The sequence below is a fragment of the Actinocrispum sp. NPDC049592 genome (assembly GCF_040675465.1).
In the GTDB taxonomy this organism is placed as follows: Bacteria; Actinomycetota; Actinomycetes; order Mycobacteriales; family Pseudonocardiaceae; genus Kibdelosporangium.
In genome coordinates this window covers 270450-291896 of the sequence record NZ_JBFAPA010000002.1, presented here as the reverse complement: position 1 = coordinate 291896, position 21447 = coordinate 270450, and the positions used below count along the sequence as shown (strand labels likewise).

Annotated in this window: 21 protein-coding genes; 3 read left to right on the top strand and 18 right to left on the bottom strand. The window is 68.6% G+C overall.

The genetic code is table 11. The features are described 5' to 3' along the window. The 5 genes from secD to ruvC all read right to left on the bottom strand — a co-directional run bounded on the left by secD (position 1) and on the right by ruvC (position 4727). Entirely contained in the window at positions 1-1818 is a 1818-nt protein-coding gene (gene secD / locus AB0J95_RS07935; RefSeq protein WP_364753997.1) for a protein translocase subunit SecD, read from the bottom strand. A gap of 158 nt (positions 1819-1976) precedes the next feature. Then, complete coding sequence (yajC, locus tag AB0J95_RS07930) at positions 1977-2393, bottom strand: preprotein translocase subunit YajC (protein WP_364753996.1); 417 nt, start codon at positions 2391-2393, stop codon at positions 1977-1979. Between the two features lie 115 nt (positions 2394-2508). Next, positions 2509-3531, bottom strand: a complete 1023-nt coding sequence (ruvB, locus tag AB0J95_RS07925) for a Holliday junction branch migration DNA helicase RuvB (RefSeq protein WP_364755000.1) — start codon at positions 3529-3531, stop codon at positions 2509-2511. Between the two features lie 30 nt (positions 3532-3561). Then, positions 3562-4158 carry a Holliday junction branch migration protein RuvA gene (gene ruvA / locus AB0J95_RS07920; RefSeq protein WP_364753994.1) on the bottom strand — a complete coding sequence of 199 codons (597 nt, stop codon included), beginning with the start codon at positions 4156-4158 and terminating at the stop codon, positions 3562-3564. Beyond that, positions 4155-4727 carry a crossover junction endodeoxyribonuclease RuvC gene (gene ruvC / locus AB0J95_RS07915; protein WP_364753992.1) on the bottom strand — a complete coding sequence of 191 codons (573 nt, stop codon included), beginning with the start codon at positions 4725-4727 and terminating at the stop codon, positions 4155-4157. Before ruvC ends, ruvA begins: the two co-directional genes overlap by 4 nt. Before the next feature lie 131 nt (positions 4728-4858). Between ruvC and AB0J95_RS07910 the strand changes: the two genes are divergently transcribed. Beyond that, entirely contained in the window at positions 4859-5302 is a 444-nt protein-coding gene (locus AB0J95_RS07910) for a cupin domain-containing protein (RefSeq protein ID WP_364753990.1), read from the top strand. A 159-nt stretch (positions 5303-5461) separates the two neighbouring features. Here AB0J95_RS07910 and AB0J95_RS07905 read toward each other — a convergent pair whose 3' ends face one another. Genes AB0J95_RS07905 through AB0J95_RS07890 form a run of 4 tightly spaced genes read right to left on the bottom strand, consistent with a single transcriptional unit; the run spans position 5462 to position 10628 of the window. Then, positions 5462-6715 (bottom strand): cation:proton antiporter, encoded by a 1254-nt coding sequence (locus tag AB0J95_RS07905; protein ID WP_364753988.1) that lies wholly within the window; start codon positions 6713-6715, stop codon positions 5462-5464. A 3-nt stretch (positions 6716-6718) separates the two neighbouring features. Further along, positions 6719-8020: a cytochrome P450 gene (locus tag AB0J95_RS07900; protein ID WP_364753986.1), complete on the bottom strand. Its 1302-nt coding sequence runs from the start codon at positions 8018-8020 to the stop codon at positions 6719-6721. Continuing rightward, a complete protein-coding gene (locus AB0J95_RS07895; protein WP_364753984.1) occupies positions 8014-9060 on the bottom strand; it encodes an alpha-hydroxy acid oxidase in 1047 nt (348 codons plus the stop codon). Before AB0J95_RS07895 ends, AB0J95_RS07900 begins: the two co-directional genes overlap by 7 nt. Before the next feature lie 17 nt (positions 9061-9077). Further along, positions 9078-10628 carry an NAD(P)-binding domain-containing protein gene (locus AB0J95_RS07890; protein ID WP_364753983.1) on the bottom strand — a complete coding sequence of 517 codons (1551 nt, stop codon included), beginning with the start codon at positions 10626-10628 and terminating at the stop codon, positions 9078-9080. 265 nt (positions 10629-10893) lie between these two features. Between AB0J95_RS07890 and AB0J95_RS07885 the strand changes: the two genes are divergently transcribed. Then, entirely contained in the window at positions 10894-12249 is a 1356-nt protein-coding gene (locus AB0J95_RS07885; RefSeq protein ID WP_364753982.1) for a phosphatidylinositol-specific phospholipase C domain-containing protein, read from the top strand. Positions 12250-12253: 4 nt separating this feature from the next. Here the strand turns inward: AB0J95_RS07885 and AB0J95_RS07880 are convergent, their stop codons facing one another. The 4 genes from AB0J95_RS07880 to AB0J95_RS07865 all read right to left on the bottom strand — a co-directional run bounded on the left by AB0J95_RS07880 (position 12254) and on the right by AB0J95_RS07865 (position 16264). Next, on the bottom strand, positions 12254-12388 hold the full coding sequence (locus AB0J95_RS07880; RefSeq protein WP_364753980.1) for a hypothetical protein: 135 nt from the start codon (positions 12386-12388) through the stop codon (positions 12254-12256). 174 nt (positions 12389-12562) lie between these two features. Then, complete coding sequence (locus AB0J95_RS07875) at positions 12563-12703, bottom strand: hypothetical protein (RefSeq protein WP_364753978.1); 141 nt, start codon at positions 12701-12703, stop codon at positions 12563-12565. A 4-nt stretch (positions 12704-12707) separates the two neighbouring features. Beyond that, positions 12708-13052, bottom strand: coding sequence for a nuclear transport factor 2 family protein (locus AB0J95_RS07870; protein WP_364753976.1), 345 nt, complete (start codon positions 13050-13052; stop codon positions 12708-12710). A gap of 56 nt (positions 13053-13108) precedes the next feature. Then, the gene (locus AB0J95_RS07865; protein ID WP_364753973.1) at positions 13109-16264 is read right to left on the bottom strand and encodes a S8 family peptidase; all 3156 of its coding nucleotides are present in this window, start codon (positions 16262-16264) and stop codon (positions 13109-13111) included. Between the two features lie 227 nt (positions 16265-16491). Between AB0J95_RS07865 and AB0J95_RS07860 the strand changes: the two genes are divergently transcribed. Continuing rightward, a complete protein-coding gene (locus AB0J95_RS07860) occupies positions 16492-18219 on the top strand; it encodes a coagulation factor 5/8 type domain-containing protein (RefSeq protein WP_364753971.1) in 1728 nt (575 codons plus the stop codon). Positions 18220-18403: 184 nt separating this feature from the next. On the opposite strand, the gene AB0J95_RS07855 is transcribed toward AB0J95_RS07860, so the two are convergent. The 5 genes from AB0J95_RS07855 to pdxT form a co-directional block, all read right to left on the bottom strand. After that, positions 18404-18709 carry a hypothetical protein gene (locus AB0J95_RS07855; protein ID WP_364753968.1) on the bottom strand — a complete coding sequence of 102 codons (306 nt, stop codon included), beginning with the start codon at positions 18707-18709 and terminating at the stop codon, positions 18404-18406. A gap of 99 nt (positions 18710-18808) precedes the next feature. Further along, a complete protein-coding gene (locus AB0J95_RS07850) occupies positions 18809-19330 on the bottom strand; it encodes a DUF4262 domain-containing protein (protein ID WP_364753966.1) in 522 nt (173 codons plus the stop codon). Continuing rightward, the gene (locus AB0J95_RS07845; RefSeq protein WP_364753963.1) at positions 19327-19881 is read right to left on the bottom strand and encodes a hypothetical protein; all 555 of its coding nucleotides are present in this window, start codon (positions 19879-19881) and stop codon (positions 19327-19329) included. Before AB0J95_RS07845 ends, AB0J95_RS07850 begins: the two co-directional genes overlap by 4 nt. A 50-nt stretch (positions 19882-19931) precedes the next feature. Continuing rightward, entirely contained in the window at positions 19932-20681 is a 750-nt protein-coding gene (locus AB0J95_RS07840; protein ID WP_364753960.1) for a YebC/PmpR family DNA-binding transcriptional regulator, read from the bottom strand. Positions 20682-20708: 27 nt separating this feature from the next. Next, positions 20709-21326 (bottom strand): pyridoxal 5'-phosphate synthase glutaminase subunit PdxT, encoded by a 618-nt coding sequence (gene pdxT, locus AB0J95_RS07835; protein ID WP_364753957.1) that lies wholly within the window; start codon positions 21324-21326, stop codon positions 20709-20711. Positions 21327-21447 lie beyond the last annotated feature (121 nt).

Here is a 21447-nt window from a genome sequence, read left to right as displayed (position 1 = left end):
TCAGGCCTCCTTCACTGCGGCACCGGAACGGCCGGCGGCCGCGCGGTGACTCTCACGGTGTGCCGCGCCCAGACCCACCAGGCCCGGCTTGGACAGTGCCTTGGACGTCGACACCAGCGACACCAGCGGGTGCGTCACCAGGAACACGATCACCAGGTCGAGCACGGTGGACATGCCCAGGGTGAACGCGAAGCCCTTCACCTGGCCGACGGCCAGGACGTACAGCACCGCGGCGGACAGGAACAGCACGGCGTCCGCGGACAGGATGGTGCGACGACCGCGGACCCACGCGCGGGGCACGGCCGAACGGAATGTTCGTCCCTCGCGCATCTCGTCCTTTAGTCGTTCGAAGAACACGACGAACGAGTCCGCGGTGAAACCGATCGCCACGATCAAACCGGCCACACCGGCCAGGTCGAGGCTGTAGCCCAGGACCCGGCCGAACAGCACGATGATCGAGTAGACCAGGCCGAAGGACAGGAACAGCGACAGGATCGTCAGCAGGCCGAGCAGGCGGTAGTAGAACAGGCAGTAGATGAACACCAGCGCCAGGCCGATCGCGCCGGCGATCAGGCCGGCCCGCAGCGAGGTCAGGCCGAGCGTCGCGGACACCGTCTCGGCGTCGGAGGACTCGAACGACAGCGGCAGCGAGCCGTACTTGAGCACGTTGGCCAGGTCGGTGGCTTCCTTCTGGCTGAACTTGCCGGAGATCTCGGTGTTGCCGCCGGGGATCGGGCCGTTGATGGTCGGCGCCGAGACGACCTCGGTGTCCAGCACGAACGCGGAGCGGGTGCCCACGTTGGCGGCGGTGAACTTGGCCCAGATGTCCGAGCCCTCGCCGTTGAAGGTCAGGTTGACCACGTAGCCGGCGCCGTTGGGGTCGGGACCCGCGTTGGCGCCGGTGATGTCCTCACCCTTGAGGAAGCGCTTGCCCAGGACGAACTTCTCCTGGCCCTTCTGGTCGCAGGTGACCAGCGGCAGGTTCGGGTCGTCGTTGCCGACCAGCGGGTCCTTGCCCTCACAGGTCAGCGAGGCCAGCGCGGCCTGCTGCGCGGCGGCGTCCGGGGTGGCGGCGTTGCCGCCGTCGGCCGGGGTGGCCAGCGCCGGGTTCTGCCGGATCGCGCGGGCCTCCTGGATCTGCTTGGCGACCTCGGGGCTGACCGCGCCGGTGCCCGAGTTGGCGGGCGGGGCCGGGTTGTTGCCGGCCGGCGGGTTGGCGCCGCTGGCGGGCGGGTTGCTGGCCGGCGGGTTGGACCCGGACGGCTGCTGCGCGAGGTGCGGGGCGAGACCACCCTGCGGGGCGCCACTGGTGGGCGCGCCGGTGCCCGCGGACGGAGGCGTGGACGGCGTACCGGAACCGGACGGCGGTGGCTGGGTACCGCTGGCCGGAGGGGTCTGCGAGCCCGAGGTCTGCGGCTGCTGCGGCTGGGCCGGCACGTTCGGCACCGCCTGGATCACCTTGCGGAACCCGAGGGTGGCGGTCTGGCCGAGCTCCTTGGCCTTGTCGCCGCCCTCACCGGGCACCGTGATCACGATGTTGTTGCCGTCGAGCACGACCTCGGCGCCGGAGATACCCTGGCCGTTGACGCGGGTCTCGATGATCTGCCTTGCCTGGTTCAGCGACTCGGGACTGGGAGCGTTGCCATCCAGCGTCCGCGCGGTCAGCGTGACGCGGGTGCCGCCTTTCAGGTCGATGCCCAGCTTGGGGACCGGTTTGTGGTCACCCGTGCCGAACACCAGCCCGTAGAGGACCGCGATGATCGCTATGAAGAAGGCGAGATAACGAACGGGGCGGAAGTGCCCAGCCGATGGTGCCACGTCTGTCCGTCTCTCTGTCTGTAGTCACTAGGGGTGCGGATTCGGTTGTGGTCATGACGCTGCGCCCGCACCCGAACACGAATGGGTGAGGGCGCAGCGTACCGCGCACCGGGTGAGGTGGGTGTCTTACTACCCGTATACCGGTTGCCCGATAACGCTCAGCGCTTCTTGGGGGTTTCCGCCGCCGCGTTGGCCTCGACCTTCTCCTCGGCCTTCTCTTCCTTCACGGCCTCGGCGTCGGCGTCCTGCGCGACGATCTCGTCGACGACGGCGTCGTCCTCGTCGGCGACGTACTCCTCCTCGTGCACGTCCTCGCTGACCTTCTCGCGGACGGCGGCACGCAGCCAGGTGGTGATGACGCCCTCGGCGATCTCCAGGTCGACCGTGGCCTCGTCATCGGTGCCCGCGACCCTGGCGTACAGGCCGGACGTGGTCATCACCTTGTCGCCGACGCTGATCGAGTTCTGCAGCTCCTGCTGCTGCTGCATGGCCCTTTTCTGCTTGCGGCTCATCAGCACCATCGGGATGATGAGCACCGCGATCAGCAGAAACGGAAGCAGTTGACCGAGGTTCATTTCTCTCCGTTCGGCGGACATCCCGTTGGAGTGGAAATGCCCGAATTGTTCTGGTTGCCTTCGCCGAGTGTGCCAGCTCCGCGCCCCGCCGAGCCAACTGCCTCTGTGCGCGCGATCACTCGGCGAACAGGGTAGGCGGCCCTTGACCAGGCGCGTCGCCCGGGGCTTGCAACCCGAGGTGAGCCCACGCGGCCGCAGTCGCCACGCGGCCTCGCGGTGTCCTTGCCAGCATGCCAGCCCGTACCAGGTACGGCTCGCACACCTCCTCCACGGTAGTCGACTCCTCCCCCACGGCCACAGCCAAAGTCGAGATACCGACCGGTCCGCCGCCGAATGAACGCACCAGCGCATTCAGAACGGCGCGGTCGAGGCGGTCCAGACCCAGTTCGTCGACGTCGTAAACCTCGAGCGCGGCGTGGGCGATCTCCCTGGTCACGGACCCATTCGCGCGCACTTCGGCATAGTCGCGGACACGCCGCAGAAGGCGGTTCGCGATTCGCGGGGTTCCACGGGACCGGCCGGCGATCTCGACTGCGCCATCCGGCTGAAGATCAATGCCGAGAATGCGGGCCGACCGCGTCACGACCTGTTCCAGCTCGTGCGGTTCGTAGAACTCCATGTGCGCGGTGAAACCGAAACGATCTCGCAACGGTCCGGTCAAGACACCGGACCGGGTGGTGGCGCCGACCAACGTGAACGGGGCGATGTCGAGCGGGATGCTGGTCGCGCCGGGGCCCTTGCCGACCACGACGTCCACCCGGAAGTCCTCCATCGCCAGGTAGAGCATCTCCTCGGCGGGCCGGGCCATCCGGTGGATCTCGTCGATGAACAGCACGTCGCCCTCGACCAGGTTGGACAGCATGGCCGCGAGGTCGCCGGCGCGTTCGAGGGCCGGGCCGGAGGTGATCCGGATGGCGCTGCCCAGCTCGGCGGCGATGATCATCGACAGCGAGGTCTTGCCCAGGCCGGGCGGGCCGGACAGCAGCACGTGGTCGGGCGGGGAGCCGCGGCGCATGGCGCCTTCGAGCACGAGCTGCAGCTGTTCGCGCACCCGCGCCTGGCCGACGAACTCGCTCAGCCGCTTCGGGCGCAGGGTCGACTCGACGTCCCTGTCCTCGAGCTCGGCGAGCGGGGACATGGTCGCGTCTTCCTCGTGCACGCCCGGCCCCTACCGCTTGCGCCCGAGCACGGCCAGCGACTTGCGCAGCACGACCGCGGTGTCACCGGCGGAGTTCTCGGCGAGCACGCCGTCCACGGCCTGTTCGGCGTTGCGCAGCGCGAACCCGAGACCCACCAGGGCTTCGACCACCGACCCGCGGACCGCGCTCGCGGAGGCCGCGACCGGCGCGTCGCCGTTCGAGGGCAGCGAGCCGACCTTGTCGCGCAGCTCGATGATCAGGCGTTCCGCGCCCTTCTTGCCGATGCCCGGGACCTGGGTCAGCATGCTGACGTTGCCCTCGGACAACGCGGCGCGCAGCTTGTCGGGTTCGAGCACGGCGAGCATGGCCAGGCCGAGCCGCGGCCCGATCCCGGACACGGTGAGCAGCAGCCAGAACAAGTCGCGGGCGTCGGTGTCGGCGAACCCGAACAGGGTCAGCGAGTCCTCGCGGACGATCAGCGCGGTGGCCAGCTGGGCCTCCTCGCCGCGGCGGAGGGTGGCCAGCGTGGAGGGCGCGGCCTGCACGGCGAACCCGACGCCGCCCACCTCGATGACGGCGTGGTCGAGCCCGACCGACTGCACCTTCCCGCGTACCGACGAGATCACCGCGAACCTCCTGCTTTCCGTGCCTCGGCGAGCCTCGCCCTGTGCACCCGCGCCAGCTCGGCCGCCCGCTGCTCGGCCTCGGCGAGCCGGGAGCGCATCGGCGCGCGCCAAATGTGACAGATGGCCAACGCGAGCGCGTCGGCGGCATCCGCCGTGCCGGGCTTCTCGGTGAGCTTCAGCAGGCGCATGACCATCGCGGTGACCTGTGCCTTGTCCGCGCGGCCCGATCCGGTGACCGCGGCCTTCACCTCACTGGGCGTGTGGAACTCCACCTTGAGCCCCCGCCGCGCCGCCGCCACCGCGACGACCCCACCGGCCTGCGCCGTGCCCATCGCGGTCTGCACGTTGTACTGGCTGAACACCCGCTCCACGGCGACGACATCCGGCTTGTGCAGGTCGAGCCAGCCCTCGACGAAGTCCGAGACCGCGAGCAGCCGCCGCGCCAGGTCGTGGTCCACCGGGGTCCGCACGGTGTCCACCGCCACGCAGCTGACCTTGCGGCCGGTCCCGCCGTCGACCACGGCGATCCCGCACCTGGTCAAGCCCGGGTCGACACCGAGCACTCGCACCGCCACACATCCTGTTCTGTAAGCCGACCCCCTACGGGGGACGCCCACCCCCAACCGCGGGTGAACACTCGTTCGAGAGCTTATCGGGCCTTGTCGGACCACTCTCGCAGGACACGCGGAAGGATGGGCCCATGGGGCCGGACGAGATCATCGCTTCGCTGGGACTACTGCCACTGCCCACCGAAGGCGGTCTGTACGCGGAGAACCTGAAGGACCCGTACGCCTCCGCCATCTACTACATGTTGGTGGCGCCGCAGTTCTCCGCACTGCACAAGCTCACCCACCTCGAGGTGTTCTCGTATCACGCGGGTTCGCCCGCCAGGATGCTGCTGATCTCACCCGATGGTGCGGTCTCGCGGCCGGTGCTGGGCATGGATCTCGCTGCGGGACAACGGCCTCAGGTCGTCGTCCCGGCCGGAACCTGGCAGGCCACCGAGACCCTGGGGCCGTGGACGTTGCTGGGCACGTTCATGTCCCCGCCCTACACCGACGACTGCGTGACCTTCGCCGACCCCTCACTGGCCGCGGCCCACCCGAATTTCGGCGACGAGATCCACCGGTTGCTGCCACGGTGAATCATGCTCACGGGTGATCGGGTCAGGCTGCGTGCCATCGAGAGCCGGGCCGAGCGGAAGTTCATCGGCGACCCCGCCCACCGCGACGGCGGCTACGGCACCAGGGCGAACTCAGATAGCGGATCGAGCGTGGGGGCCGCGCCCGATCGGCGACGTGAGTCAGTTCGGCTCTGCCAAAGCGGTTTCGGTCCGGCGTTCGAGTCTGCGGTCCAGCCAGGACAGCCAGGGTGCGGTCATCACGGTCGTCACGATGGCCACGAGGACCAGGGCACTGAACAGCGCGGGGGTCGCGATTCCGGCCTGCAGACCCACGTTCAGCGCGATCAGCTGCATCAGCCCGCGCGCGTTCATCAGCACGCCGACCCGCATCGCGACGGTCCGCTCCTCCCCCGCGGCCCGCCCGGCGATGTAGCACGCGCCGAACTTCCCGATGATGGCGACGACGACGCACCCGAGGGTCAGCAGCATCAGCGGAGGCGTGAACAGCAGCCCGAACTGGGTGTTCAGCCCCGAGAAGGCGAAGAACAACGGCAGGAACACCGTCCGGGTCACCGGGCTGATCGCGGCGATGACGCGGTTGGCCACGGTGGTCTGCGGGAACACGAAGCCGACCAGGAACCCGCCGAACACCGAGTACAGGCCGATGGTGTCGGTGAACCAGGCCGCGGCGAACAAGGCGATCGCGGTGAACAGCACGAGCTGCTCGGTCGAGGCGCCTTCCCGGGACATCAGCCACGCCAGGGCGGGCCGGCCTACGGTGAACAGCAGCAGGATGAACAGCGCGGACCCGCCCGCGGTGATCAGGATCTTGGTGGGGTCGTTGGTGGCGATGCCGATGGTGACCGCGAGCAGGATCCAGGCCATGCCGTCGTCGATGGCGCCACACGCGAGCGACAGCGAGCCGTAGCGGGTGCCCGACAGGTTTCGTTCGCTGATGATCCGGGCCAGCATCGGGAACGCGGTGATCGCCAGGGTCACGCCGACGAACAGCGCCGACACGGTGACCGAGACGCCCGGGGCCAGCACGTCGATCCGCCCGTTGATCAACAGGACCAGCGCCACACCCATGACCAGCGGGGTCGTCACACCCGCGAGCGAGATCATCGACGCCGACCGCCCCAGGCCGCGGACCTTCTGCCCGGCGAACTCGTGGCCGACGCCGAACATGAACGCCACCAGCCCGATGTGGCTCACGACGTAGAGCATCGGGCGGACCGCCGCGGGGAACAGCCAGCCCTGCACGCCGGGCAGGACCAGGCCCAGCAGCGACGGGCCGAGCAGCACGCCGGCGATCATCTCGCCGACCACTGGGGGTTGACCGAGTCTGCGGGCGGCCATGACGACCAGCCGGCAGACGACCAGGACAATGACCGCGGCCAGGAAGAACCGCGCAGTGGTGGTTGCGATGTCCAAGACTCAGGCCCCTTCGAAGTAGCGGCTGCAGAGTTGTTGGCGGCGCGCGTCCCAGACCATGTACGTGCCGAGGACGAGCTGGAGAAGGCTGCGTGACACGTCCTCCCAGCGGTCACGCAGCCTCATCAGGGTCAGCCGTGCCCGTACGGGCACCGCTGACCGACGTGGGATGAGCAGGCACGGCCCGCGGTTCGGGATGGACCGGGTGTGCGAGGCGGAGGTGCGCAGCTCGAAACGCTCCAGGACGCGCGTGGCCACGGCCCGCATGGTGATCGGCATCAGGCCGCGCGCCGGGCAGGCCCGGTTCGCGGTCACCCCGTACGGGATCTGGTTGACGTCCTTGGCGTGCAATGACTTCCACCGGGCCGGATCGAACCTTTCCGGCTGCGCGAACCCGGCCTGGTGGAACTGCTGGTAGTTGAACAGCAGCACCGACCCGGCCGGGATCACTTGCCCGTCAACGGGAATGTCCGCCGAGGTGACCCGGTGCGCGATGCCGAACAAGGGGTAGAGCCGGAGCGTCTCCTCCATCACGTCACCGAGGTCGACCGTCCCGTCGGCCAGGCCGGCTTGCACGTCCTGGTGCTGGGCGATGGCCATCAGCAGGTGCGCCATGGCCTCGCTGGACTGGACGACCGCCGTGTTGAAGAACGTGCCCTGCAGGTACCAGGCCTGTTCCTGGACGGTCAGGGTCTCCGGCAGCCGGTGCGGCACCTCGCCGGCCCTGATCCGGTGCAGCAGGTACTCGGTCAGCCGTTCCCGCCGGTCCATGTGCCGCAGACCGGTGCATTTCAACGCCGTGACAACGTCGTTGGCGTTGCCCACGATCAGCGCACGCGCCTCCTCCGGGCACGGCTCCTCGAACACCACCGTGTAGTAGAACTCCGCCCAGATCGGCATCATCAAGTCCCGCAGCCGGACGAACGTCACCGGACCGTCCACTGTGTCCAGTGCGCGGCCGGTGCACGAGGCCGCGAGCTCCTCCGCACCACGGTGGGCCGACGCGAGGATGCGCCGGGTGGTCCGGGCGACGTCCGCGTACCGCTCCCCCGGTTCCAGATGTTCCTGGTGTACCTGGGGTCCGGGCGCGAGCCAGTACCAGAACAGGTCCGACAGGGCGGCCCCGCGGCTGCGCCCGTCGGCGGCCGGGTTCTCGTACAGCGCCCGGAACTGGGACACCGAGACCTGCACGCCCTCGGACCCGTTGACCAGCGCGAAGATCTTGACCCGCAACCGGACCACCACGACGGGCAGCCAGAACGGCAGGCTCACCAGGACGACCAGCACGACCGCGGCGATCACCATGGCGCCTCCCGGACCAGCAGGTCCCGCGTGACCTCCCGGACCGACGAGCACCCGCACAGCCCGAGGGCCCGGTCGATCTCGGTCCGCAGCAGCTCCAGCACTTGCGTGACCCCGTCCTGACCGGCCGCGGCCAGGCCCCACCAGATCGGGCGCCCGACGGCCACAGCCGTCGCACCCAACGCAAGGGCCTTGACCACGTCGGTTCCGCGCCGGATCCCGCCGTCGATGAACACCGGGATCCGCCCGTCCACGGCCTCCACCACACCCGGCAAGGCGTCGATGGTGGCCACGGCGGTGTCCAGCTGCCGGCCGCCGTGGTTGGACACCATGATCCCGCTGACCCCGTGGTCGAGTGCCAGCAACGCGTCCGCGGGATGCAGAAGCCCTTTGACGACAATGGGTAACGCCGTCAGCTCACGCAGCCGGACGATGTGCTCCCACGAGAGGTCCGCGGCCATCCGGATGGACCGGACCTCGCCGTCGCCGGTCAGGTTCCGCATGGTCTCGCAGGCGAAACCCGGTGGCAGGTCGAGGAACCCGTTGCGCAGGTCCCGTTCCCGCGACCCGTACACGGTCGAGTCGACGGTGACCACGAGCGCCTGGCAGCCCGCCCGTTCACCGCGTCGGACGAGTGCCTCGGTGACCGCCCAGTCCGGCTGCACGTACAGCTGGAACCACGGCACGAAGCCACGTCCGCCCGCCGCCGCGACCTCCTCGATCGCGACGGTCGAGCCCATGCTGACGATCATGACCGTGCCCGCCGCCGCGGCCGCCCGCGCGGTGAGCCGTTCGCCCTCCGGGTGCGCGAGCCGGTGGAACGCGGTCGGGGACAGCAGGACCGGCATCGTGATGTCCGTGCCCAGCACCGACACCGCCAGCTCCCGCCGCCCCGCGCCCCGCAGCACCCTGGGTAACAGGCGGAGGCGGGCGAACGCGGCTTCGTTCGCCCGCAAGGTCACCTCGTCCTCCGCGCCGCCCGCGACGAAGTCGTACACGTCCGGGGGCAGCCTGCTGCGCGCGAGCTCCTCGAACTCGCGCACCGAAAGGGGACCGGACATCAGCCCGCGGGCGCGGTGAGGATGGTCTGCAGCAGCCGCTCGGCGAGGAAGTCGTTGAGCGGCCGCCGGTGCGCCTCCTCGCCGGTCCAGTCGTTCTCCAGGTTCTCGGCGATGTGGTGCTCGGCCAGCACGTCCGCGCCGCGGTAGTGCCGGACGACGGGGTGCAGGTAGGCGGCCTCGTGCGCGCGGCCGGGGTCGTTCTGCCCGACCCGCCGGACGGTGATGTCGAACGGGTCGACCTTGTCGTGCTCCGGGCCGTACTCGAGGGTGATGGTGAAGTAGTCGCCGGACAGGGTGTCCCGCGCGTAGTCGACGGGCATCTCCTCGTAGTACTTCGCCTCCCGGCCGTCCGGCACGATCACGTCGCCGAGCATCTGGAACTGTTGCCACAGCGCGGAACTGCGGTTGACGCGGGCGATGATGGCGTCGGTCAGCGCCGGCGCGTCGGAGCGGTGAGTGGTGTGCGGCCACTCGATGTCGTGGTTCTTGTGGTCCAGGATCCGCGACAGCGCCCGGACGGTGTACCGGAAGCCGTGGATGAACCCGCTGGTCGACTTCTTGAAGTCGCGGACCTGCTGCAGGGTGCCGGCGAAGTAGAGGCCGGGGACGTTGGTGGACTCCCATTCACTGGTCTGCGCCGGGAACCGGTCGGAGATCACCCGGTCCGGCCGGGCGCTCGCGGCGAAGATCGAGTCGTCGAGCCGGAACCCGGTGCAGGCGATCACACGGTCGTAGCGGATGTCCTTGACCACCTCGTCGGCCCTGGAGAAGCTCACCGACACCAGGTAGCCCTCGCCGTCCTTGGCGATGTTGAGGATGTTGCCGTCCAGGATCGCGTTCTGCGACTTGAGCTGGTAGGTGTCCAGGAAGTTGTTGTTCACCGCGCGCAGGTGGCCGACGAAGTGCGTGCGCCAGGCCAGTTTCAGCGAGCCCGGGCCGGCCACGTGGATGACCGCCGCGGTCTCGACCAGGTTGTCCGCGGTCTCGAACGCCGAGTTGCCCTTGCCGATGATGAGCACCCGCCGGCCGGTGAAATCATCGGGATCGACGGACACCGTGCCGTACTGATCCACCGTTTCGATTCCGGGGATATCGGGAATGTACGGTGCGGCCGGGCCGGTCGCCACGATCACGTTCTTCGCGGTGTACACCTTGCCGTGCTCGTCGGTGACCTCGAAGTCGGTGTCTTTGGCGACTTCCACGACTCTGGTCGAGTACTTCACGTTCAGGTTCAGGCGTTCGGCGTAGTCCCGCAGATAACGGACCATGTCGTCGGCGGCCGGGAAGTATCGCGGTGTGTAACCGGTGAACAACAGGTCCTCGCGGTCGGACAGCAGCGAGTTCCAGTCCATCCGCAGGTTGAACTCCGGATCGTCGAACCCGGTGTACCGCTTGTTGATTGAGATCAGGGTGCGGTGCCGCGGGAACGTCCCGAAGAACGTGCCGGCCGCGGGACCCGCTTCCAGAATCACGTAGTCGTGGCCGGCTCGCTGCAGAAAGTAACCGAGCTGCAGTCCGGCCGGACCGGCACCGATGACCAGATAGTCCATGCGCACATTTCCTCCGCCGACGCCCGTTGTTCGCAACGGGTCACTACGCATGCGCATTAGGTTCTGTTCAATGCCGGGCCGGAAAAGTTCGGACAACACTGTCAGTTTGTTGCCGCCGCCTGACTATTGCGTTGTTGTCACACTCCTGGTATCGGATCATGTGCAATCCGGGCATTGCTCGCGAGCCGTCCGGCCGCGCATCCGTTCGGCCACTGTTCACGCAAACCCGGGCGAACTGCTTAGTGAGTCACCTAGCCTGCTCGGCATGCGCCTGCTGCCTGTCCTGATCGCCGCGGCTCTGGTCGTTCCCGCCGCGAGCGCCGCCGCCGACACCCCGTTCGCCTCGGCCATCTTCAAGGCCACCCACAACAGCTATTCGGGTGGTGCCAAACAGTCCATCACCTACCAGTTGGACCACGGCGTGCGGTTCATCGAGTACGACGTGCACGACAACGGTTACGCGGGCGACTACCAGATCGGCCACGACAGCCCCGGCAACCAGGTCGACCACAACGGCAACCCCGCGTCGAACAACCTCCGCGACTGGATGTCCGTGGTCAACACGTGGTCGGCCCAGCACTCGACGCACGCGCCGATCGTCGTGATGCTCGACCTGAAGGACGACCTGACCGACAACCCCTCGTTCGCCGCCGGGAACATGACGGCGCTGAACGCGTCCATCTCGAGCGTGTTCGGCTCGCGGCTGGTGCTGGCCAAGGACATTCCCGGGACGCTGCCGTCGGTGGACAGCCTGCGCGGGCGGGTGATCGTGTTGCTGTCCGGTGACTCCGGCAGCCGCGCCGAGTACAAGCGGGATGTCGGTTACAACCCCGCGGTGGCGCTGAACGGGCGCGGCCAGATCGTCGAGGTGCACGACTCCGGCGCCGGCGGCCTTTGGTACTGGACTGGCACATACGGCGCAGATGGCCGGGTGACCTGGTTGCGGCACGGCAAGTACGACAACGGCCAAACCCCCGCAGTGGCGTTGAACGACAACGGAACCCTCGTCGAGGTCCACCAGTCCCAGTCCGCCACAACGCTTTGGTCGCACGTCGGCCAGCTCAACAGCCAGGGCGAGATCACCTGGTCGGCCAGCGCCCAGTTCGACAACGGCGTGCTGCCCACGGTCGCCTTCACCGGCACCAACACCGTGCGCGAGATCCACAAGAGCCAGAACAACAGCCAGAACTGGACCTGGAACGGCACGGTCGGCAGCTCCGCGGTGTCCTGGACCGGCAACGCCAAGACCTCCGACGCCCGCTACAACAAGTCCGTCTCCGGCGCCCTGTCCGTCTGGACCGGCGCCGACGGGCCCACGCCCAGCAACACCCTCCGCTACACCACCCCCGCGACCAACGGCGGGCGGATCCGCTACCAGCAGATCGCCTTCGACGAGTTCCAGGCAGGCGAAAACGCCGACCTGCAGCAGGGCGCGCAGTTCTACGCCAGCACTGCCACGAACTCCAGCTTCATCGTGAACTCCCGCAACGCCGGGAAGATCGTCCGCGGCTGGGACTTCGACTCGGCGTCCGACGCCACCACACCGTTGGCCAACTACCCGGCCACCAACGACCCTTGGAGCTCCTGGTACGCGAGCCTGACCGCGAACGCCGTCCAGTAGTAGTTCACTCGCGGACGAGCCGGGCCCAGGACCCTTCCAGTCCCTCGATGGGCCCGGACTCGGGCGCCTCGGTGAACCCGGGCGGCCAGATCCGCGGCGGCAAGGGCTCGGCATCCGTGCGGACCAGCGCACCTTCCATGCTGACCCTGGTGGTGTTGAACCTCGTCGCTTCGAACCGCGCATCCCCCAGAAAGACGGCGTCCGCGAATGTCGCCGTCAGCGGCTCGGTACATCCCAGGTCGAAGTCCAGCAGCGTGGCACCCGCCAGGTCCAGCGTGATGGTCCGCCAGAACGTCCGCTTCCGATGCGGCGGCTACACGTTCCTGGTGGTCTTGATCGCTTCCAGTTGGTTGCGGTCGGACTCGGTTCCTTGGCCGTACGCCAACAACAGCCACGCGGCCGCGATGATCCCCACCACGACCAGGCCTATGCCGCCGAGAACGATACAGGACACCGGGTTACAGGTCGGCGCTGCCTTCGCGGTAGATCTTGGCCGCGGCGATCCGGCCGTGGCGGACGCGGTAGAAGCCCGCGATGAAGAACACCTGGCCGCTCACCGCCTCGCGCAGCTGGCAGGCCACGCGGTCGCCGTCGGCCAGCAGGTCCATGATGGTCAGCTGGGGTTTGAGGCTGGTGATGGCGCCGCCGAAGAAGTCGGTGAGGCCTTGGTAGCCCAGGATGACCGTCTCACCGGTGACCCAGCGGGCGTCCTCGGTGAAGCCCGCCATCAATGCGTTGATGTCGCCGCGGTTGAAGGCGTCCACATGGGTGCGTATGACGGCGGCGGAGTCCAGTCCATCCATTGAGACAGTCTGGCAGAGCGTGCGGGGCGCCTGAACCTGGCGCCCCGCACTTCGAATCACCGCAGCGAGTACGCGTCGATGATGGTCTGGTCGACGGAGTTGCCCGCGCGGTCGGCGGCGGTGGCCCGCAACGAGACCGACTTGGCGTTGGCGGGGTGGCACAGCAGCGCATAGCCGCCGATCACCGGTGCGGTCAGCCAAGTCGCGCCTTGGTCGTAGGAGACCTGAACAGACCGCAGACGCTGTTTCGAGGTCGTGCCCGGCTGGTTCTCCACCGACACCGGCAGGGCGAACAGGCCCTTTCGAACAGATCCATTGTCGTCCAACGCAGGCGTGAACCGGACGGCGGAAACCGGGTGCTGCCTCACGCCGGTGCTCCGGTCGCCGGTGAACGTCCAGGTGCCCGACACCTTGGTCGCCTGGGTGTGCCCGGTGCGGGTCGCCTCGGTGGTGATGCGGTACTTCGCCGGACCCGCGGGCAGAACGAACCGGCCCACTCCGGCGTCCGAGGTCTGGCCGAGCAGTTCGTCGTCGCGGTACAGCTTGGTCGACGCCGAGGTGGTCGCCGAGAAGCCCGCGTTGCCCGCGCCATCGCTGAACAGCGGCAACGCGACCACCATCAGGTCATCCCGTTGCTGCACCCACAAGTCGTCCCGCGTGTCCGGGAACGCGGGACCGAAAACGCCGCGATACAACGACTCCGAGTACGTCCGGCCGGGTGCGTACGACTTCACCGCGCCCATGAACGACTCGTAGTTCTCCCCCGGCACGCTCAGCCGGCGCGACCAGTCGGCGTTCTCACCACCGTAGAACTCCGTGTACACACCGGTTTTCACGGGTGTCAACGCGCCCCAGCCCCAGTCGGCACGGGCGTTGTGCGGCGACGAGGTCAGCCCGACGTACGACTCGTCGCCCACCGCGCCGAGGTGCACCTGCACCCTGGCCAGGTCCGACGGCTTGATCACCTTCGACAGCCCGGTGTGCAGGCCGCCCTTGCGGTACCACGCCAGCCCGTACAGCCCGGCGTCCGAGGTCCAGTTGGTGGCGAGCTGGCCGGTGGCCTCGTTCGGCGGGGCGTCCGGGCCGAGCTGCGCGAAGCCGAGCGTGCTCACGTCACCGCCGCGGGAAATGCTGCCGATCGTGTAGCGGTGCGGCCCGGCGATCCGCTGGAACCCGATCTGCAGCAACGACAGCTGCGCCTTGTCGTCGGGGAGCTTGAGGTTCAGCGGCTTGGCCGTACGGGCATCCAGGTCGATCGTGACCGGCCCGGAGATCCGCAGGTTGGGGGCGTTCAACACATCCGACGCGAACGGCTCGCCGGTCATCACCGAGCCGGACAGCAGGTACCGCCCGGCCGCCAGCCGCTGCACCAGCTTGCCGTCCACGAAGTCCGGCAGGAACACCAGCTCACCGGTGTCCAGATTGGTCATGAACGCGTGCGCGAAGCCCGGCGCGGCGCCGGTCCGGTCGTGCGCGGTGATCGTGACGTCGTAGCTCTCCACCTCCAGGCCGACCTCGACCGCGGTGCGCACCGACATCCCGCCGCCGGAGGCGACCACGGCGCCGCCGAACTGGCCGCCGTCCGGCGCCTTGCTCACCTCGGCTTTGACTGTGGCGGAAGCCTTTCCGCCTGCGGGAACAACGATTTGCTCCGGTGACACGCTGAACACGCCGCCGTTGGTGTCCACCTTGAGGTCCAGCGTCACCGGGGTGGCGCTGCTGTTGGCGTACGTGATCTCCTTGGTGACAGCGGGTTTCCCGGCGTGCGGCCACTGGTCGGTGCCGAAGCTCAGGCTGACCGGCTGGCTGGTCACGGTCTGCTTGAGCACCTTCGCCGAGTCCACCCGGCCCGCGCCCTGCTCGAACGGCGTCAACCCTGGAGTCGGGGTGCTCGCGCCGGCCAGCAACGCCTTCAGCTGCTCACCGGTGAGTTCAGGGTGTTGCTGCGCAAGCAAAGCAGCCGCGCCAGCCACGTGCGGTGTGGCCATCGAGGTACCGGACAGCCTGGTGTAGCCCTCGCCGACCGGCTCGCCGATCCGGCCGTCCGCGTGCCGCGCGGCCACGATGCCGACGCCGGGCGCGGTGAGGTCCGGCTTGATCATCCCGCCGCCCTCGCGGGGGCCGCGTGCGGAGAACTCGGCGATCTGGTTGTCCCGGTCGACCGCGCCGACGGTCAGCGCCGCGTCCGCGCTGCCCGGCGAACCGATCGTGCCCGCGCCGGGCCCGGAGTTGCCCGCGGCGATCACGAACAGCGTGCCGTACTTGGCGGACAACGTGTTCACCGCCTCCTCGACCGGGTCGACCTCCGGGCTGTCGAAGGTGCCGAGGCTCATGTTGACCACGTCCGCGCCCTGCTCGGCGGCCCACTGCATGCCCTCGATGATCCCCGAGTCCGCACCGGAACCGTTGTCCCCCAGGACCTTCACATCGAGGATGCGTGCACCCGGCGCAACACCGCGGTACTTGCCGCCGGACTTCGCGCCGGTTCCCGCGACGATCGACGCCACGTGCGTGCCGTGCCCGTAGTGGTCCAGCGTGTCCTTGGAGCCGGAGAAGTTCCTCTCGCCGACGACCTGGGTGGCCAGGTCGGGGTGCGAGCTGTCCACGCCGGTGTCGAGCACCGCGACGGTCACACCGGTGCCGGTGTACCCGGCGGCCCAGGCGGTAGGCGCCCCGATCTGCGGAACGCTGTGGTCCAGCAACGCCTGCCGCTGCCCGTCCAGCCAGACCTTCGCGATGCCACTGGATGTGAGCGACCGGCCGGACAAACTGGGCCAGAACGAGGCGGGGTCGGCCTTGATCGCGGCGGCGTTGATGCTCGGCAGGTCGACCGCGCCCGCGGTCTGCGTGAGCGGCCGCTGCGCCGAGGCGTACTTGACGATCAGCGGCAGCGTCCCGTGGTACGCGCGCAGCTCGGTGATGTCGAACAGCCGTCTGTCGATGGTCTTGGTGGCCAGCAGCGGCATCGCGTCCGCCGGGATGATGTATGTGTGGCCCGCTGACTGGAAACTGGTAAATGTCTGGCGTTCCCGGCCGGGCGCGGGCAACAGGTACCCGGCGCCGCCGTTTGCACCTGGGACGACCTTGTCACCGGTGATCAGGGTGACCGCGTCCGAAGGATCGAAGGTTCGCGACGCGGCCTGGGCAGGCGCTGAAAGCCCCGCCAGGGCCAGGAAAGCCGCGAGAAAGATGCCACCACGCCGACGGCGCACGGGTACCTCCAGGTATGCAGGGTTCGCTGGAACGTAGCTGCTGGCGGCGCTGGTGATCACCATAGTGTCCCGCTCAGCGTGCACAAACCTTGCGCGCGTCCGTGAGAGCGCTACCATCACGACTTAATCCACGCCGCGCAGAAAGCGCGCCGCCGCCAGGTGGAGCCGGTGCCGCATGTGCCCGCTCCCCGCAGCCGCGGGCCCACGGCCGACGTGAAGGAGAAGTTGTGCTCTCACGGCCATTCCGGCTAGTCGTGCTGGCCGGCCTCGCCGGGGCGTTGCTCACCCCCGCGGCCCAAGCCGACGTCGCCATCGCCGCCGCCCCCGACCTCGGTCCGAACGTCCGGATCTTCACCCCGCAGACCCCGGCGTCGACCATCCAGCAACAGGTGAACAGCACCTTCAGCCAGCAGGAACGCAACCAGTTCGGCCAGCAGCGGATGGCGTTCCTGTTCACGCCGGGCTCCTACAACGTCAACGTGAACGTCGGCTACTACACGCAGGTCCTGGGCCTGGGGCTGTCGCCGGACAACACCAACATCACCGGCTCGGTGCACGCCGAGGCGGACTGGATGGGCGGCAACGCGACGCTGAACTTCTGGCGCGGCGCGGAGAACCTCGCCGTGGCCCCGAACGGCGGCAACGACCGGTGGGCGGTCTCGCAGGCCGCGCCGTACCGGCGGATGCACCTGAAGGGCAACCTGGCGCTGGACGACGGCGGCTGGTCCAGCGGCGGGTTCATCTCGGACAGCAGGATCGACGGCCAGATACGGTCCGGCTCGCAGCAGCAGTGGTACACGCGCGACTCGCAGATCGGCAGCTGGGCCGGGTCGAACTGGAACATGGTGTTCACCGGGGTCGCCGGATCGCCGGGCAACACGTTCCCGAACCCGCCGTACACCGTCGTGGCGAACACGCCTGTGGTGCGGGACAAGCCTTTCCTGTACGTCGACGGCGCCGGTAACTGGAACGTCTTCGTGCCCGCCCTGCGCACCAACGCCCGCGGCACGACCTGGCAGAACGGCGCGCCCGCCGGGCAGTCGCTGCCGATCTCGCAGTTCTTCATCGTCAAGCCCGGCACGACCGCCGCGGCGATCAACTCGGCCCTGGCCGCCGGGCAGAACCTGCTCGTGACGCCGGGCGTGTACCACCTCAACCAGACCATCAACATCACCCGCGCCAACACCGTCGTGCTGGGCCTGGGTCTCGCGACCTTTGTGCCGGACAACGGGATCACCGCGCTGTCGGTGTCCGATGTGGACGGTGTGAAGATCGCCGGTGTGCTGGTCGACGCGGGCCCGGCGAACTCGCAGACGCTGGTTCAGGTGGGCCCCAACGGGTCCAGCGCCAACCACAGTGCCAACCCGACCTCGCTGAGCGACCTGTTCGTCCGGGTCGGCGGCGCGGGCGTCGGCAAGGCCACCAACAGCGTCGTGATCAACAGCGGCAACGTGATCCTCGACCACGCCTGGATCTGGCGCGCCGACCACGGTTCCGGCGTCGGCTGGACCACCAACACCGCTGACGTCGGCCTGCAGGTCAACGGCAACAACGTGACCGCGTACGGCCTGTTCGTCGAGCATTACCAGCGCTACCAGACGCTTTGGAACGGCAACGGCGGCCGGACCTACTTCTACCAGAACGAAATGCCCTACGACCCGCCGAACCAGGGCGCGTGGATGAACGGCTCGACGCGCGGCTACGCGGCCTACAAGGTCGGCGCCAACGTGACCTCACACGAGGCCTGGGGCCTGGGCAGCTACTGCAACTTCAGCACGAACCGCAGCGTGGTCGCCGACCGCGCCTTCGAGGTGCCGGCCAACGCGGGCGTCCGCTTCCACAGCCTGGTCACGGTCTCCCTGGGCGGCGCGGGCACGATCGCCCGCGTCATCAACAACACCGGCGACACCGCCAACGGCTCCCACACCGTCTCCAAGGTCACCACCTTCCCCTAACCCCACGCATGTCCCCCTTTCCTCCCAGCCGTGTCCCCCTTTCCTCCGGGGTGTGTCCCCCGTTCGTCGCGGGTGTGTCCCACATTCGTCGCGGGTGTGTCCCACATTCGTCGCGGGTGAGTTCCACATTCGTCGGGGGTGAGTTCGACGTTCGTCCGGGCCGGTGTCGCGCCGGCCCGGGCGTTCACCCCGGGACGGCCGCGGCCGGGTAGATCACCAACGTCTTCCACTCCCGGCTGTAGGTCAGCCAGCCGGTCATGTCATCGGCGGGCATCAGCGCGGCCCAGTCGATGTCGTCCTTGGACCGCAGGCCGCGCGGAAGGATCAGCGTGAACTCGTACGGGTCCTGCTTGCTGGGCCCGTAGCCGATCCACGCCCGGCCACGGACACAAGGCAGCGGGGAGTCCAGGTCGTACACCTCGGGCACGAACCCGTCACACCACATCCCATGCCGACGGGCATCTTCGCTCTTGAACAGCTCCTCGCCCACCCGGTACTCAAGCCTGCCCCAGAAGTCCGCTTCGTTGAAGGCGCTCTCCTCACTCTCGCGGCGTGAGGTTAGGGCCGGATGCCGTCCGGAGCGAGCGGATTACGGGCCGTTGTGGCCGGGCAGCCAGCTTTCCGGGAGGCCGCTTTCGGTGAGCACGTGCTGCCAGTCCTGGAAGCCGGGCGGGGCGTCCGGGGACCACGGCCAGTGGCCCTGCGGGGTCGGCACGATCAGCTGCAGGGCGGGGAAGTCGCCCTTGCGGTACAGCACGAAGGCGCTGCCGAAGTACTCCATGTAGTGGCCCTTGGCCACGCGTTCGACCGTGATCGGGACGCCTTCGAAGAAGTTCTCGTAGATGTGCCCCGGCAGGAAGCGTTCGCCGGCTTTGGCGCGGTCCAGGTACAGGTTGATCAGGATGTTGCCCATGCCCTCGGGCAGGCCGAGGACCACCGCCTCGGCGACGCCGAACCGCCGCCAGGCGCCCACCGAGAACGTGTAGCCGGCGCCCTCTTCGTCCGGCGGGACGTCGATCACCACGGCGCCGGTGGTCTCGACCTCACGCAGGATCCAGTCGCGGTAACGCTGCTCATCGGGGTTCAGTGGGGCGGCTGTCACGGACGTCATTGTGCAGGGTCACTCGTCCGGGGAGTAACCCGCCTGAGTGTGCCGTAGCCGTGCAGCAGGTAGCCCAGCGCGAGCAAAGCGGCCATGAACCCGGTGATCACCAAGGGAAAACTGCTCCGGCCGGGGTTCAGGAACTTCCCGTACAGGGTCAGATCGGCGGCCACGTAGTAGACGAGGTACACCAACGGGAGCCCCAACCAGGTGATGGGATACCACCACTTGGTGACCACCCGGCCCACCACCAGGAAGTCTGCCAGCACCAGCAGCGGCGTGATCAGGTGCTCCAGCAGCGAGTCCAGCCGGCCCAGGGTGCCCTGCAGGATGGTGATGAACGTGACGCAGACCAGCATCAGCATGATCACCAGCGTCCCGCGCCACCACCACGCCCGCGGCTCACGGCCGGTGACCAGCCCGTGCACGAGCAGCACCGCGTAGACGACGCCGGTGAGCAGGCTCGCCTGCTGGCTCAACGCCGTCAGCGGGTCATGCAACCGCGACACCGCCAGGCCGAAGCCAGTCAACGCGCTGGCCAGAATGACCAGCCGCCACAATGCGAGAGGAACCCCGGGCCGCGCCCGGGGTTCCTCGAGAACGACCTCGCTCAGCCCACGGCCTCCATGACTTCATCCGACACGTCGAAGTTGGCGTAGACGTTCTGCACGTCGTCGCAGTCTTCGAGCGCGTCGATCAGCTTGAACACCTTGCGCGCACCGTCGGCCTCCAGCGGCACCGACACCGACGGCAGGAAGCTCGACTCGGCCGACTCGTAGTCGTAGCCCGCGTCCTGCACGGCCTTGCGCACCGCGACCAGGTCGGTGGCCTCGGAGACGATCTCGAAGCTCTCGCCGAGGTTGTTGACCTCCTCGGCGCCCGCGTCGATCACCGCCATCAGCACGTCGTCCTCGGTCAGCCCGGCCGACGGGATGATCACCACGCCCTTGCGGTTGAACAGGTACGACACCGACCCCGGGTCGGCCATCGAGCCGCCGTTGCGGGTCATCGCCGTGCGCACCTCACCGGCCGCGCGGTTGCGGTTGTCGGTCAGGCACTCGACCAGCACCGCCACGCCGTTGGGGCCGTAGCCCTCGTACATGATGGTCTGCCACTCGGCGCCGCCCGCCTCCTCACCGCCGCCCCGCTTGCGCGCGCGCTCGATGTTGTCCGCCGGGACCGAGTTCTTGCGCGCCTTCTGCATGGCGTCGTACAGCGTCGGGTTGCCGTCCGGGTCGCCCCCGCCGGTCCGCGCGGCGACCTCGATGTTCTTGATCAGCTTCGCGAACAGCTTGCCACGCTTGGCGTCGAGGGCGGCCTTCTTGTGTTTGGTCGTCGCCCACTTGGAGTGGCCGCTCATTTCTCCTCCGTTGCCTCGTAGCGCCAGTCAGGACGCCCGTACCATCTTCGTGAACAGCCGGTGCACCCGCCCATCACCGGTGAGCTCCGGGTGGAACGCGGTGGCGAGCACGGACTGTTGCCGAACCGCGACGATCCTACCGGCGGCCGCTCCGGCGTTCGGGGTGTCCGGGACGGTGGCGAGTACTTCGACCTCCGGGGACACCGACTCGACCCATGGCGCCCGGATGAACACGGCGTGCAGCGAGCCGCCGTCGATCCCGGTGAAGTCCAGGTCCTCCTCGAAGCTGTCGACCTGCCGGCCGAACGCGTTGCGCCGCACGATCATGTCGATCCCGCCCAGCTGGTGCTGGTCGGGGCGGCCGTCGAGGACCTTCGAGGCGAGCATGATCATGCCCGCGCAGGAACCGTAGGCGGGCAGGCCGGCCGCGATCCGCTCGCGCAGCGGGTCCAGCAGCTCGAACGTCTCCAGCAGCCGCGACATGGTGGTGGACTCGCCGCCGGGCAGCACGATGCCGTGCAGGTCGTCGAGCTCTTCCACGCGCCGCACCGCCCGCACGCGCACATCACACTCGGTCAGCGCGGCCACGTGCTCACGCACGTCGCCCTGCAACGCGAGCACGCCGACCAGTGGCTGTGTGGTCAAGGTTCCCCTCCCAAAACGCCTCCCACCAGCTTAGACGGCACCGCGTGAACCACCCCCGAGCGGTCAGCCACACCGTCGCCATTAATGTGACCGGCGTCACATCAAATGGCTGTCCCCGCGT

Bases quoted from the DNA above. Each gene is read 5' to 3' on its own strand.
- AB0J95_RS07900 (WP_364753986.1), bottom strand. From the start codon at position 8,020: ATGGTGATCGCCGCGGTCGTGCTGGTCGTCCTGGTGAGCCTGCCGTTC.
- AB0J95_RS07840 (WP_364753960.1), bottom strand. From the start codon at position 20,681: ATGAGCGGCCACTCCAAGTGGGCGACGACCAAACACAAGAAGGCCGCC.
- AB0J95_RS07850 (WP_364753966.1), bottom strand. From the start codon at position 19,330: ATGACGTCCGTGACAGCCGCCCCACTGAACCCCGATGAGCAGCGTTAC.
- yajC (WP_364753996.1), bottom strand. From the start codon at position 2,393: ATGAACCTCGGTCAACTGCTTCCGTTTCTGCTGATCGCGGTGCTCATC.
- AB0J95_RS07910 (WP_364753990.1), top strand. From the start codon at position 4,859: ATGGGGCCGGACGAGATCATCGCTTCGCTGGGACTACTGCCACTGCCC.
- AB0J95_RS07880 (WP_364753980.1), bottom strand. From the start codon at position 12,388: ATGGAAGGTGCGCTGGTCCGCACGGATGCCGAGCCCTTGCCGCCGCGG.
- AB0J95_RS07890 (WP_364753983.1), bottom strand. From the start codon at position 10,628: ATGGACTATCTGGTCATCGGTGCCGGTCCGGCCGGACTGCAGCTCGGT.
- AB0J95_RS07870 (WP_364753976.1), bottom strand. From the start codon at position 13,052: ATGGATGGACTGGACTCCGCCGCCGTCATACGCACCCATGTGGACGCC.
- AB0J95_RS07885 (WP_364753982.1), top strand. From the start codon at position 10,894: ATGCGCCTGCTGCCTGTCCTGATCGCCGCGGCTCTGGTCGTTCCCGCC.
- ruvB (WP_364755000.1), bottom strand. From the start codon at position 3,531: ATGTCCCCGCTCGCCGAGCTCGAGGACAGGGACGTCGAGTCGACCCTG.